The sequence below is a fragment of the Flagellimonas sp. MMG031 genome (assembly GCF_040112705.1).
Classification (GTDB): Bacteria; Bacteroidota; Bacteroidia; order Flavobacteriales; family Flavobacteriaceae; genus Flagellimonas.
Map to the genome: position 1 here is coordinate 2417361 of NZ_CP157804.1, position 13502 is coordinate 2430862.

General features: G+C 42.5%; 12 protein-coding genes. 4 read left to right on the top strand and 8 right to left on the bottom strand.

Annotated features, from left to right (window positions below):
- Nucleotides 1-28 precede the first annotated feature (28 nt).
- Entirely contained in the window at nucleotides 29-2806 is a 2778-nt protein-coding gene (uvrA, locus tag ABNE31_RS10865; protein ID WP_349351143.1) for an excinuclease ABC subunit UvrA, read from the bottom strand.
- Between the two features lie 252 nt (nucleotides 2807-3058).
- On the opposite strand from uvrA, the gene ABNE31_RS10870 reads away from it, so the two are divergent.
- Entirely contained in the window at nucleotides 3059-3643 is a 585-nt protein-coding gene (locus ABNE31_RS10870; RefSeq protein WP_014034330.1) for a sigma-70 family RNA polymerase sigma factor, read from the top strand.
- Between the two features lie 253 nt (nucleotides 3644-3896).
- Here the strand turns inward: ABNE31_RS10870 and nth are convergent, their stop codons facing one another.
- Nucleotides 3897-4559 (bottom strand): endonuclease III, encoded by a 663-nt coding sequence (gene nth, locus ABNE31_RS10875; protein ID WP_179385555.1) that lies wholly within the window; start codon nucleotides 4557-4559, stop codon nucleotides 3897-3899.
- Nucleotides 4560-4614: 55 nt separating this feature from the next.
- Here nth and bcp point away from each other — a divergent pair, with 55 nt between their 5' ends.
- Nucleotides 4615-5067, top strand: a complete 453-nt coding sequence (bcp, locus tag ABNE31_RS10880; RefSeq protein WP_179385554.1) for a thioredoxin-dependent thiol peroxidase — start codon at nucleotides 4615-4617, stop codon at nucleotides 5065-5067.
- Between the two features lie 164 nt (nucleotides 5068-5231).
- On the opposite strand, the gene ABNE31_RS10885 is transcribed toward bcp, so the two are convergent.
- Nucleotides 5232-6683: a TonB-dependent receptor gene (locus ABNE31_RS10885; RefSeq protein ID WP_349351144.1), complete on the bottom strand. Its 1452-nt coding sequence runs from the start codon at nucleotides 6681-6683 to the stop codon at nucleotides 5232-5234.
- Nucleotides 6684-6773: 90 nt separating this feature from the next.
- Between ABNE31_RS10885 and ABNE31_RS10890 the strand changes: the two genes are divergently transcribed.
- Nucleotides 6774-7538 carry an MBL fold metallo-hydrolase gene (locus tag ABNE31_RS10890; RefSeq protein ID WP_349353045.1) on the top strand — a complete coding sequence of 255 codons (765 nt, stop codon included), beginning with the start codon at nucleotides 6774-6776 and terminating at the stop codon, nucleotides 7536-7538.
- A gap of 4 nt (nucleotides 7539-7542) precedes the next feature.
- Nucleotides 7543-8040 carry a hydrolase gene (locus ABNE31_RS10895; protein ID WP_349351145.1) on the top strand — a complete coding sequence of 166 codons (498 nt, stop codon included), beginning with the start codon at nucleotides 7543-7545 and terminating at the stop codon, nucleotides 8038-8040.
- 48 nt (nucleotides 8041-8088) lie between these two features.
- Here the strand turns inward: ABNE31_RS10895 and ABNE31_RS10900 are convergent, their stop codons facing one another.
- The 5 genes from ABNE31_RS10900 to ABNE31_RS10920 all read right to left on the bottom strand — a co-directional run bounded on the left by ABNE31_RS10900 (nucleotide 8089) and on the right by ABNE31_RS10920 (nucleotide 13476).
- Nucleotides 8089-8748, bottom strand: coding sequence for an alpha/beta fold hydrolase (locus ABNE31_RS10900; RefSeq protein WP_349351146.1), 660 nt, complete (start codon nucleotides 8746-8748; stop codon nucleotides 8089-8091).
- A gap of 9 nt (nucleotides 8749-8757) precedes the next feature.
- Complete coding sequence (locus ABNE31_RS10905) at nucleotides 8758-9081, bottom strand: hypothetical protein (RefSeq protein ID WP_179385550.1); 324 nt, start codon at nucleotides 9079-9081, stop codon at nucleotides 8758-8760.
- Nucleotides 9081-10334: a dihydroorotase gene (locus ABNE31_RS10910; RefSeq protein ID WP_349351147.1), complete on the bottom strand. Its 1254-nt coding sequence runs from the start codon at nucleotides 10332-10334 to the stop codon at nucleotides 9081-9083. The genes ABNE31_RS10905 and ABNE31_RS10910 overlap by 1 nt, the downstream gene beginning before the upstream one ends.
- Entirely contained in the window at nucleotides 10331-12253 is a 1923-nt protein-coding gene (locus ABNE31_RS10915) for a BatA domain-containing protein (protein ID WP_349351148.1), read from the bottom strand. Before ABNE31_RS10915 ends, ABNE31_RS10910 begins: the two co-directional genes overlap by 4 nt.
- A 215-nt stretch (nucleotides 12254-12468) precedes the next feature.
- Entirely contained in the window at nucleotides 12469-13476 is a 1008-nt protein-coding gene (locus ABNE31_RS10920) for a glycosyltransferase family 2 protein (RefSeq protein WP_349351149.1), read from the bottom strand.
- Nucleotides 13477-13502: the final 26 nt, after the last annotated feature.

The window sequence follows — 13502 nt, forward strand, 5'->3', positions numbered from 1 at the left end:
TAACACAATTGGATATCAACCATTAAGATTAGAGCTTCTCCTTTAGATAGCCCGCTGTATACGAATCCGTGTTGCCCACAATTTCTTCTGGTGTGCCTTCCACTACCAAATGGCCGCCCAAGGCACCTCCTTCGGGACCCAAATCGATGATGTAATCGGCACATTTTACCAATTCCATATTGTGTTCGATAACAATGATGGAATGTCCCTTGGCTATAAGCTCATCAAAGGATTTGAGCAGTTTCTTGATATCATGAAAATGAAGTCCCGTAGTGGGCTCATCAAAAATGAAAAGTGCTTTTTCCTTCGTATGGCCCTTTACCAAAAAAGAAGCCAGTTTGATACGCTGCGCCTCTCCACCGGAAAGGGTAGAGGAGGACTGCCCCAAGGCTACATAACCCAAACCTACATCTTGCAAGGGCTTCAATTTGGTAACGATTTTATCCTGTTGATGGTCTGAAAAGTGGGCAATGGCCTCATCAATGGTCAAATTCAGGATGTCATCTATATTTTTGCCTTCAAACTGGACTTCCAAAATGTCTTTTTTGAAGCGTTTGCCACCACAGGCATCACACTCTAAATGCACATCGGCCATAAATTGCATTTCTACAGTGATTTCTCCCTCTCCCTTGCACTTTTCACATCGACCCCCATCCACATTGAACGAAAAATGTTTGGCCTGATATCCTCGGAGTTTACTCAGTTTTTGCGATGCAAAGAGGCTTCGGATATCGTCGTATGCCTTAATATAGGTCACGGGATTGGACCGCGATGAACGCCCGATTGGGTTTTGGTCCACAAATTCCACATGCTTGATATGGCTATACTTGCCTTCCATGGCTGTAAATTGCCCTGCTTTTTCACCATACCCTCCTGTTTCCTTTAAAATGGATGGGTAGACTATCTTTTTCACCAAGGTACTTTTGCCGCTCCCTGATACGCCAGTGACCACCGTCAACATATTTAAAGGAAAGGTCACATCAATATTTTTGAGGTTGTTTTCCCGTGCTCCTTTTATTTGAATGTAATGTTTTGAAGTTCTGCGCTCTGTCGGAACAGGAATCTCCATCTTTCCGTTCAAATATTGCGCCGTTAAAGAATCTGAAGTAAGGATACGTTCCCAATTGCCCGTAGCGACTACTTTTCCGCCCAATGTACCTGCTTCTGGACCAATATCGATGATTTCATCGGCGGCTTGCATAATGTCCTCATCGTGCTCCACCACAATTACGGTATTTCCCAAATCTCGCAGTGATTTTAGCACACCTATCAAATTTTCGGTATCCTTGGGATGGAGACCGATACTGGGTTCGTCCAAAATATACATGGAACCGACCAAACTACTTCCCAACGACGTGGCCAAATTGATACGTTGACTTTCTCCACCGGATAGCGTATTGGATTTTCGGTTGAGGGTCAGATAGCTCAGTCCTACCTTGTCCAAGAAATCCAAACGGGTGGTGATTTCCTTGAGCAATCTACTGGCTACAGCGGTATCGTGTTCGCTAAGTTGTATTTCTTGAAAAAACAGCATCAATTCTTTGATGGGCAGTTCGATAAGTTCCGAAATGGATTTTCCGCCCACTTTCACGTAGTCGGCTTCTTTTCGGAGCCGTTTTCCTTTACAAACGGAACACCTTGTTTTTCCACGGTAGCGCGATAGCATCACCCGGTTCTGGATTTTATAGCTTTTTTCCTCCAGTTGCTCAAAAAACTTATGGATTCCTATAAAATGGTCGTTCCCGTCCCAAACCAATTGTTTTTGTTCCTCCGTTAGCTGAAACCATGGCTTGTGGATAGGAAAATCAAATTTATAGGCTGCATTCACCAATTGGTCGCGGTACCAGCCCATACTATCGCCACGCCAAGGGAAAATCGCATTCTCGTAGACGGATAAGGCGGTGTTGGGAATCACCAAATCTTCATCAATACCAATTACATCACCATAGCCCTCACATTTGGGGCAGGCCCCGTAGGGATTGTTAAAACTGAACAAGTGGACATTGGGCTCCAAAAACTTCATCCCATCCAACTCAAACTGATTACTGAAGGTTTTGGTTTCTCCCGTTTGAAGGTTCTCGATGGCACATTCGCCCTTACCTTCAAAAAAGGCATTGTCTACCGCATTGGCCAATCGATTGTAGAAATCCTCATCATCTTTTACAATGATACGGTCCACCACCAAATGAAAAGTTTTGCCAATGTCCTTTGGCGCCTCATCTATTCGAATGACTTCTCCATTATATTTTATACGTGCGTAGCCTTGTTTGGAGAAAAGTTCCAAGGATTTGAGAGTTTCCCTATCTTCTGAAATGGTTATGGGAGCCAACAGCAGCAATTTCTCCCTTTCGTTCAATCCTTTAATATGATTGATGACATCGGTGACCGTATGCTTTTTCACCTCTTTGCCAGAAATGGGGGAGATGGTCTTCCCGATACGGGCATACAACAGTTTCAGATAATCATAAATCTCTGTTGTGGTGCCAACCGTAGATCTTGGGTTGGTGGAATTTACTTTTTGTTCTATGGCAATGGCAGGGGCTATACCTTTAATATAGTCAACCTTGGGTTTGTCCAACTTCCCCAAAAATTGGCGTGCGTAGGAGGATAGGCTTTCCACATATCTGCGCTGTCCTTCGGCATAGAGCGTGTCAAAAGCAAGGCTGGACTTGCCCGAACCGGATAAACCAGTGATTACCACCAATTTATTACGTGGAATAACAACATCAATATCTTTAAGGTTGTGCAGTTTGGCACCTTTTATGATAATATTTTGTTTGGGATCGACGTTTATATTGACTGCCATTTGTTAAAATTAGGGTTTCAAAGATACGATACACTGCACTTAATACGTATATTGCACCAGTTAACATATAAAAATCGTCAACTCACAACATAGATTTTTAGATCGCCTATCTATTGATCTATATTTGAAGTGTAATTAAAATCCTGATAGGCCTATACAGAATAATTACTTTTTTAAAGATTAAAACTGAATAACCACTGTCTTCCTTGATTTAGGGAGGGCTGTGATTTTAACCCAAAAAAAGTAATTTGTATGGAACAGCTACAGATTAAAGACTCGATTTTAGTAAAGAATTATATTGACGGAGACGAAAAGGCTCTTGAAATACTGATCAACAGGCACAACCAACGAATCACCAGCTTTATTTACAGCAAAGTTTTGGATAGGGATGTTGCAGAGGACATCTTCCAGGACACTTTTATCAAGGTCATCAAAACCTTGAAAAAAGGAAGATATAGCGAAGAAGGCAAATTTTTGCCTTGGGTGATGCGTATTGCGCACAACTTGGTCATCGACCACTTCCGCAAGAACAAGAGAATGCCCAAATTCGAGGGCAGCGATGACTTCAACATCTTTTCCGTAATCCACGATGAAAAGTTGAATGCCGAGAAGCAGATCATCAAAGATCAAATCGAAAGCGACCTGACCTTGTTGATCGATGAACTTCCGGACGATCAACGGGAAGTGCTCATCATGCGTATTTACAAGGATATGAGCTTTAAGGAGATATCCGAAAATACCAACGTTAGCATCAATACAGCCTTGGGTAGAATGCGTTACGCGCTCATCAATTTGAGAAAAATCGTAGAAAGAAAGAATATCGTTTTAACGAATTAATCGAGCAATACGTCGAAGCCTGCAATAATTCAATTCTAGCGTCGTTATATAATGGAAACAATTACTTACGCTAGAATATGGAAAACATTTACTCTGAAGAACAAAAATCCGTAAAAACGGTAAAAGCGAGTCAGAAAACTGTTGATTTCTTACTTAGCTTTTCAAAATCGATTCATGTAGTTGACTACAAAACGCACCAGTTTGAAGTAACATTGAATTAATTTAAGGATCAAACTGACGAAAAGAGCCGCAATTAGCGGCTCTTTTTGTTTTTATGATATTCGTTGATTACCGATTTCCGGCCAATGGTCTTGGTAATAATGTCCTTTTCCAAGTCCCAGCCCCTAGCAGGTGAATACTCCCTTCCATACCAAATGATTTGTAGGTGCAAGCGATTCCAGATTTCTTCCGGGAAAAGTCGTTTGGCATCACGCTCCGTCTGCACCACATTTTTGCCATTACTAAAGCCCCATCGGTACATGAGCCGGTGGATGTGGGTATCCACGGGAAAAGCAGGAATGCCAAAAGCTTGCGATACCACCACACTTGCTGTTTTATGTCCCACCGCGGGCAGTTCCTCCAATAAAGCAATATCACGAGGGACCTCACCATTGTATTTTTCAATCAATATTTTGGAAAGACCATAAATCCCTTTCGATTTCATGGGGGATAGGCCTACAGGTTTGATGATCTCACGAATTTCCTCCTCCGAGAGTTTTACCATATCAAATGGGTTGTCCGCCTTTGCAAACAAGAGTGGGGTAATCTGGTTTACCCTTACATCCGTACTTTGGGCGGACAATAAAACGGCAATCAACAAGGTATAGGGGTCTTTATGGTCCAATGGAATGGGAATGGTAGGGTAGAGTTCGTCCAAAGTTTTGATGGCAAAATCAACCTTTTCTTGTTTGGTCATATTTGTTTAACTTTGATAGTGAAAGTATTAAACAATAAACTTAATAGCAACGCAAATGAATATGTTAAAAGTAGGAGATAAAGTACCTGATTTTTCTGCAAAAGACCAAGACGGTAACACAATTAATCTAAGCGATTACAAGGGAAAAAAGCTGGTCGTATTTTTCTATCCCAAGGCAAATACTCCTGGCTGTACCGCAGAAGCCTGTAATTTACGCGACAATTACAAGGAACTGCAAGCACAGGGTTACGAATTACTGGGCGTGAGTGCCGATTCGGAGAAAAAGCAATCCAATTTTAAGGAGAAGTACGATTTCCCCTTTCCTTTATTGGCGGATGAAGATCATACAGTGATCAATGCCTTTGGGGTTTGGGGACCAAAAAAGTTTATGGGCAAGGAGTACGATGGTATCCACCGAACCACTTTTATTGTGGATGGTAATGGCGTTGTGGAAAACGTGATCGAGAAAGTAAAGACCAAAGACCACGCTGCACAGATTTTGGCATAGGCTTTAAAAATGTATCAAATTAAAAAAGCTTTCTAAAAAGCTTTTTGTCTGTCAGTTCGAGCGCAATCGAGAACTTAAGACACATTGATAATTAATGGGTTTTGACTACGTTCGACCTGACAATTTAAAATAAAAAAGGCGCTACCGTCAGCGCCTTTTTTATTTTATTCCTTCTCTTCCAGAACCTTTCGGGTAAACAGGTTCTTTTCTTTAATGATTTCGGCAATTCCTTCAGGAAGTTCTTTTTCCCAACCTTCATCCTTGTTGATGATTTTTTTGAGGACGTCCCTCGAAAAAATATGGAGGACCTCCGGGTCGTAATCGATAATATCCATCACTTTACCATTGTACTTAAAGAACTTGTACAATTCCTTCATTCGGGGATGGACCTTAACGTTGTTGCTGGTAAGAATTTGACCAGTTTCGGGATCCTTCATAGGGTACAAGTATACCTTCAAATCCTTGAAGAACAATTTACCAAAGGCTTCCAAGATACCACCGCTCAAGTGTCGGTAATATTTTTCGTCAAAAACATCCACCAAGTTGTTCACGCCCATCGTCAAACCAATCTTGGCCTTGGTGTAATTATTAAAGTATTCCACCAATTTATAGTACTCCTGGAACTTGGATATCAACACCGTATGACCAAGGGAGCAGAGCAGCTCCGCACGGTCCATAAAGTCCTGCTCGTCAATTTCGCCAGAGGCTTTTAGGTTGGACAGGGTAATCTCAAAGACCACGATGGCGTTTTCCATTTCCACCGTCTGTTCCCGTACAAAAATATCGTAGGATTTCTGGAACATGTCCATATTCACCTTGGTCACTGGCCTGAAACTACCACGAAGGGCCAAGATATTTTTCTTGTACAGCACTGCCGCAGGCAACAGGTTGTTCCCATCAGGACCGAACATTACGGCATCCGTCATATCGTTCTTAATAAGCTGCAGGCTCATCAAACGGTTATCGACATCAGCAAAGTTGGGACCTGTAAAGTTGATCATATCAATTTCCAAGGTATCATGGTCAATATGATCGTAGAGATATTTTAGCAGTTTTTTGGGCTTATGAAATTTAAAAAAGGCCCCATAGATCAAGTTTACCCCAAGAATACCAAGAGTCTCTTGCTGTAACCTAGCTTCGTTTTGTTTAAAACGGATATGCAGTATGATTTCGTCATATTCCTTTTGGTCGGGGTCCAGCTGAAACCTCAGACCAACCCATCCATGTCCTTTGTAACGTTTGGAAAAATCGATGGTGGCCACCGTGTTGGCGTAACTAAAGAACAAATAGTTGGGGTTGTTTTCACGGCTGATGCGTTCCTCGATCAACTGCATCTCATATTCCAGCATCTTTTTTAACCGTGATTGGGTCACATATCGTCCATCTTCTTCCACACCATAAATGGCATCACTGAACGATTTATCATAGGCGCTCATCGCCTTTGCAATGGTTCCCGAAGCTCCACCGGCCCTAAAAAAGTGCCTGGCCGTTTCTTGTCCCGCACCAATCTCGGCAAAAGTTCCATAAATGTCCCTGTTCAAGTTGATGCGTAGGGTTTTTGCCTTTATGGACGGTATATTTTCAAAAGCATTTTCGTTGCTTGGTACGCTAGGCATATCCTATATTTTATGTGTACGACAAAGTTACACTCTTCGTGCAATCTATTAAATAAATAAGTTATAATTTTGGTTTTAATGGACGATAAGATGACCGTTACTTTTTTGGGTACAGGAACTTCACAGGGAATTCCCATTATCGGAAGCAAACATCCCGTATGCTTGAGCACAAATCCAAAAGACAAGCGTTTGCGCGTTTCCGTGCTCGTTTCGTGGAAGAATTACAATTTTGTGGTAGACTGCGGACCTGATTTTAGGCAGCAGATGCTCACCAATCCCATCGATAAGTTGGACGGCATCCTGTTTACCCACGAACATGCAGACCATACCGCCGGTATCGATGATATTCGCCCCTTTTTCTTTAGACAGGGCGATATTCCCATTTATGCCCATCAACGGGTAATCGATTCCCTAAAACGCCGGTTTGATTATATTTTTGCCGATGAGGATAGATACCCTGGGGCACCCGCAGTGCAGGTCTATCCGATTGAAAAGGATAAAAGCATCCCTTTGGGTGGACTAAATGTGATACCCATTGAAGCGTACCACAACCGTTTGAAAGTGTTTGGCTTCCGTTTTGGTGAGTTCGTATACATGACCGATGTAAAAAGGGTAGAAGAGGAGGAAGTGAAAAAAATTAAAGGGGCCAAGGTATTGGTGGTGAACGCACTGCGTGTAGACCCGCACCATTCCCATTTTAGTTTGGATGAGGCCATCGCCTTTGCAAAGGAAGTTGGCGCCGACAAAACCTATTTTACGCATATTAGCCATTTGTTGGGATTTCATGACGAGGTAGAAAAAAGTCTGCCCGAAAACATACATTTGGCCTACGATAACCTACAAATTAAGATTTAAATCCATGAAGAGTAGAATTTTTCTATACCTATTTCTTTTCGCAGCCCTGTTGGCCCTTTTTCAATACGTCACAGGAAATAATATGCAAAAAGCCCTAAGCTCCGATGTTGAGCAGCTCAAAAATGAAGTGACGACATTGGAAGATTCCCTTCAGACCATGCACCTCAAAGTGCTGGACATGCAATACTTTAGCTTAGAAAACAATGATGATGCCTTGGCGTACTACGACCATCTGAATTTGGAAAATCCATCGCTGTACATTCAGGATAAGTTACTGGAAACCAACGAACAAAAAGGAGACAACCCTCTAATCCCCTACGAAGGGATGGAAAGTGACTTTAAAATCAACAAAATCAAAGTGCTTAACCACAAGTGGATTTTGGCCGACTTCTCCGATGGTAAGTACTGGGGCGACCTTATCATAAAATATGAGTTGAAGGACGACCTAAGTGTGGACTTCACCTTGGCCCAACATTTACTTTACGCCCCGCAGGAGTATTAATTGCGAGATTAGGTCAAGATTACGTTCTGCACTTAGCTGAGAAAGGCATTAAATATGCTCCTCCAACCACTTTTTAAAGGAAAAAAAGTTTTGTTGTGAAACGCCATGTCCTACCGGGAATTCATGGTAGGTGGTGTCGATGTTTAGCTTTTTTAGGAATTCTGGGGCTTTTTCCGCCCATTCCAAAGGAATAACTTGGTCCACTTGTCCATGAGAAACATAACAATGGAGATTGCTATGGTCCTTTTGGAAATAATTATCCACTAGAATCCGTTCATTGATGTAGCCGCTGAGGGCCACAACATTTTTCACTTTTTCAGGGTAGGATAAGGCCACCGCATAGCTCAAAATGGTGCCCTGACTAAAGCCTAAAAGGGTAATGTTTTCCGCATCAAGGTCGTACGCTTTAATGGCCTCATCAATAAAAGCAACGATTTTTTCCCTCGATTCCTTGGCTTGATCATCATCGCTCCATTTTCCTTGTTCCGCATCAAAATTAATGGCATACCATGCATGTCCAAAAGGTTCAAGGTCGTATGGTGCCTTTACGGAAATCACCATTAACTCACCCGGTAACTCGGATGCAAACGAAAATAGATCTTCTTCGTTGCTGCCGTAACCATGAAACATAAAAATGGCAGGTATTTTACCGGAAACCTTGGATGATGGACGCACCAAATGCGTAAGCGATAGTGATTTTGGGGACATGCTATTGATTTAGGATATGAAGGTAAACCATTTTTGAAAGAATGGGCCGATAAATGGCAACGGTTTTGTCTTTTCATTCAATACCTGTAAGAATCCAAAAATCCAAATCAAAAGATAAAAGGCATAGACAAAAAAGGATAAATAAACGATGCCCGAGTAAGTGAGTAGAATGGCCAAGGCGTGAAACAGGATATGAATTCCAAAGGCTTGCCGTATATGAAAACGCGCGAAGCTATTTTTTGGTTCAATGTTCATGGTAATGGCAATCAAACAGCCAATAATAGTGATGTAGGCAACAATTGCAGTGGTTTTTCCTGGGGTTGAATCGCTCATTACAAAGTAGTTAAATCGTTATGGATGATTCCATATACTTTTCCCTTTAAGGAGGCGCCCACAAACATACTGTTTTTGGAGGTAGAGCGAATATCTTTTGCCTCGAACACATATTCACCTTCTGGATTGAACAGGGTAAGGCATGCTTTGGCACCTTCTTCCATTTTTGGGCTTTCAATCTGATATCGGGAGCGGCCGTTAGTGAGCAACTTTACGGTTTCATCCAAATCAAATAGTGTATTTAGGGCACCGAAGGCCGATTCCAGCCCCAAACTTCCATTTTTGGCATTGTCAAACTCCACGCGCTTGTGTTCAACATCCACGGGGACATGATCGGAAGTCACAAAATCAATGGTACCATTTTTTAAACCTTTAATCAATGCCTTGCTATCCGATTTTGTTCGTAAAGGTGGCGAAACTTTAAAATTGGTATCGAATCCGACCAAGGTCTCATCGGAAAAGAACAGGTTATGGATGGCCACACTGCAGCTCACGTCCAATCCTTTTTTCTTGGCTTCTGCGATAAGTTTTACCGAACCCGCTGTGGAAATGGTGGGAATATGAAGTTTGCCCCCAGCATACTCCAGGATAAACAAATCCCTTGCAATCTGTAACTCTTCGGCCAAAGCAGCAATACCCTTTAGTCCGAGTTTTGTGGAAACTTCTCCCTCGTGGGCCACTCCTTTTCCCTTGATATTCCCATCTTGTGGAAAGGAATAGACCAAACCATCGAAATTTTGGGCGTACAACAGGGCAATCTTGAGCAAATTGGGATTGGAAATCTGCCTTTTGAAGTCATAAAAGGCTACGGCTCCCGCATTTTTCATATCGTATAACTCTGCCAAATCGATACCTTCCGCATTCTTGGTGAGTGTGCCCATGGGATGTAGTTTAGTGGCTTTTCCAAGGCCACGTTCCTTTAGGAACACCACATCGGAACTGGTATCCGGCACAGGATAGGTATTGGGGTTGAGCACCACATCGGTAAATCCGCTTTTACCTGCCGTTAAAAGTCCGTTTGCAATGGTCTCCCGCTCCTCGTAGCCCGGCTCACCGAAGCAGACACTGCTATCGAACCATCCCAAGGAAACATGAAGATTGGCTTTCTCCACTGTTTTTACATTCGCAGGGGCTTCCACTGAGGCGCCAATTTTTTCGATAATCCCTTTTTTAATAAAGATATCACGTTTTTTCAAGTGAAGTTCCCTATTCTCTGGGCATACAATTTTTGCAGACTTCAGCAGAATGTTCATGTAACAAATTTTTGAATGAGTACCTCGATGAGCGCCAGTAGCAACGCTAAAATAACAAACCATTTCCAATAAGCGGCAATGTCATTTTCCGCTTTTAGGTATTCGAACAGCTCGGGGATGGAGTCCATGGTGTTCACATCTTCCAATGAGCCTAGGTCCAAATATTTGAGTTGGCTCTCCGTTCGTGGATAGTTGAAACTTATGTTTTGTAGTAGTTGTTGATTTTGTACGATTCCATAAATCCCATCTTCGGTCGGATTTTGGTCAAACGTTAACCGCACCCGGTTTGGAAAGCTTTGCTGTAATGGAATAAACTCATACCCCTCCTTGGAAACCTTCAAGATTTCGTCGTTGCCCATCTCTGCTGGGACATCAACCACCGAAGTCTCTCCAATGATTTGATAAGGCCTGGATTGCTGTAAACTCGATTGGGCCATGTTGTAAAAGGTCGGCACAATCAGCGGTGAGTTGATGAAGTTGGAGTTCTCCAATTCCAACGGAACAGTAAAGACATAAAAACCATCATCACCGAGCAAAAATGGATTTCCTCCGTCCATAGCCAAGGCTATAGGTAGACTGGTCTGTACATTATAATAGGCCTTAACGAATGGGTATTGGAAATTGGTGACCCGTTGTTCAAAAACATTTCGATACAGCGGATGGTCAAAGGTAATCTGCGTCAATCGTGTTTCCGAAACCACTTTCTGGGTCAATTGTGTACCTGACCAAGCGGACAGAAGCGAATTATAGGATGCGACATCGGCAGTGCTTGCCGGCACAATGATCAACGAACCTCCTTCATTTTTAAAGGTGCGCAAAACATTTTGAAGACTATTGGGAATGGAAGTCAAGTTATCCAGCACTACCACATTTTGATCATCCAGCACACTGTAATCCAATTGGGCCAATCCATATTTTTGAAACTCGAACTCCTCATCACGGAACAAACGGTCCAAATAGTCGCTTTCCGATTCACTAATGGCCAAAACCTTTACCTTTTTCTTATCGTTGATGTTGAAGTAAAAACGATTGTCATACCCCAAAGCATTGTCCATAATGCTCAGCCGTCCGTTCAGCCTTTGGTTGGCAGGAATGGTGAATTCCACTTCGGCAGAGCCATCCGAATTGAATTTTGCCGCAGTTTTGGCAATCAATTCATTGTCATTAAAAAGTGAAATGGGCAAGGGATTATCCGTTGTACCCCCGCTCAAGAAAACCTTTAACGTATTTTGGTTGTTCAGTCCCTCCTGTACAAAAACGGAATCAATAGAAATATTCATCATCTCCTCGGGTTCCATCGGTACAAAGTGGGTCCTGATGGTCGTATCCAATTGGATGTTCCCTTCGGAAATTCTTTCTTGAAAATCGGAAAGTACAATCAGGTTTTTAACGGTCCCGTTATTTGATGAAAATAGATTGTTGGCCTTTAGGCCAATCTCGTCCAGGTTCAGTTGTTTGTAGGAGTAGGGAAGGGACAACAAGGAATTTTGCACATCCGACAGTTTCACATTGGCAAAAGTTCTTTCGTTGGTGAAAAGGCTGAACGTACGCTCCCCGTCTATATTTTTTACAACATCCTGAACCGCTTTTTCCAAAAGGGAAATACCGTTGTTCTTGGCCTGCATACTAAAGGAATCATCCAAGTACACCACGGTTTCCTTTTCCTGAAGTGCGGTATTCGAAGAAGAGAATGGTTGTGCAAACGCTAAAATGATAGCCGCCAACAACAATAAACGGGTGAACAGTAGCAACCATTTTTTAAGGGTATTGCTCTTTCTTGATTCCGAAACCACCTTTTGCAGCATGGCTACATTGGTAAAAGGTGTTCTGGTAAAGCGTCGTAATTGGAATAAATGGATTAAAATGGGTATGATTAGAAGAAAAAGTGCCCAAAGAATTTCTGGATGTTTAAACTGCATTCCCATCATTGCTTGGTCAAAGATAGGCATTAAAACATTCCAAATTCAAACTTCCCTGATCAATGACCGATTAACAATTAAAAATTAACGGTCATTTTGAGCGCAGCAAAGATTCTCTTTCTGACACGAATTTCACGAATATTATCGATTGTCATTTCCAGCGCCCGCCTGTGGCAGGCAGGCAGTCGAGAAATCTATTTTGAAGAAGGGTTGAATCAACAAAAAAAGAAATAATCCAGCATCGGGGATTGTTGCAAGTCAGAAAAATAGCTTCGAATCTCTTTTTGGGCCTGTTCGTTTGCCACGGTGATGATGCTCTGCGGGTTGTTGAGTCCCTGCAAGGCCTCAAAGTGGACCAAGCGCTTACCATAAATTTTCTTGCCGATTTTCTTGGGGTTATCGCATAACCAAACAAATTCCAGATTTCTTTTTTTAAGGCCTTTGGCAATCTTTTTCCCTTTGAATCCCGCTCCCCAGACCACTAAAGGTCGTTTTGGGTCATAATTGAGCTTTAAAAAGTAGTGCAGTTTGATGTCCAAAAAGTAATTCTGGGCGTAGTGCTCATGGGTACGCGAGGTGCGTGTATCGTAATCGCGCCATAGATGTAGCACTTGCTCGCAGGGAATGATGGCGAATCCCTGTTCATAAAAACGAAACGTAAGGTCGTAATCTTCGGGGTAGCGGTTGGGCTCAAAACCCTGACATTGCTCAAAGTCCTCCCGATATGTCATCCAACAAGGGGAGGGAATCACGCATTCCTTGTAGATTTCATCAAAATTGGTCCCGGTAGCGGTCAACCTGTTCAGCCATGTTTCATAACGTTCGTATCCATTGCTGATGCCCCTATCCGAAAAATAGGTGACTTGGCCCACAGCAACATGCCCAGCTCCGTGTTTTTGCAATGAATTTACCATGACTTCCAAACGATGGGGTTTCATGATGTCATCAGAATCCATACGGGTTATAAAATCACCTTGGCACGGGGCATAGCCTGTTTGTAGCGCGGGAATGATTCCGTTTCCCTTGTTTTGATATAGTTTGATTCGCTCATCCTGTTGAGCATAGGAGCTAAGGATGTCAAAGCTTTCATCAGTGGAATGGTCGTTGATAGCCAACACTTCCCAATCCCTATAAGTTTGGTTGCGGATGGAGTCCAAACATTCAGGAAGAAAATTTGCCGTGTTTTTAAATGGAATTATGATGCTGACTTTGCCATTTTGCATGTTCAAAGCTAACTAAATTCCATTTC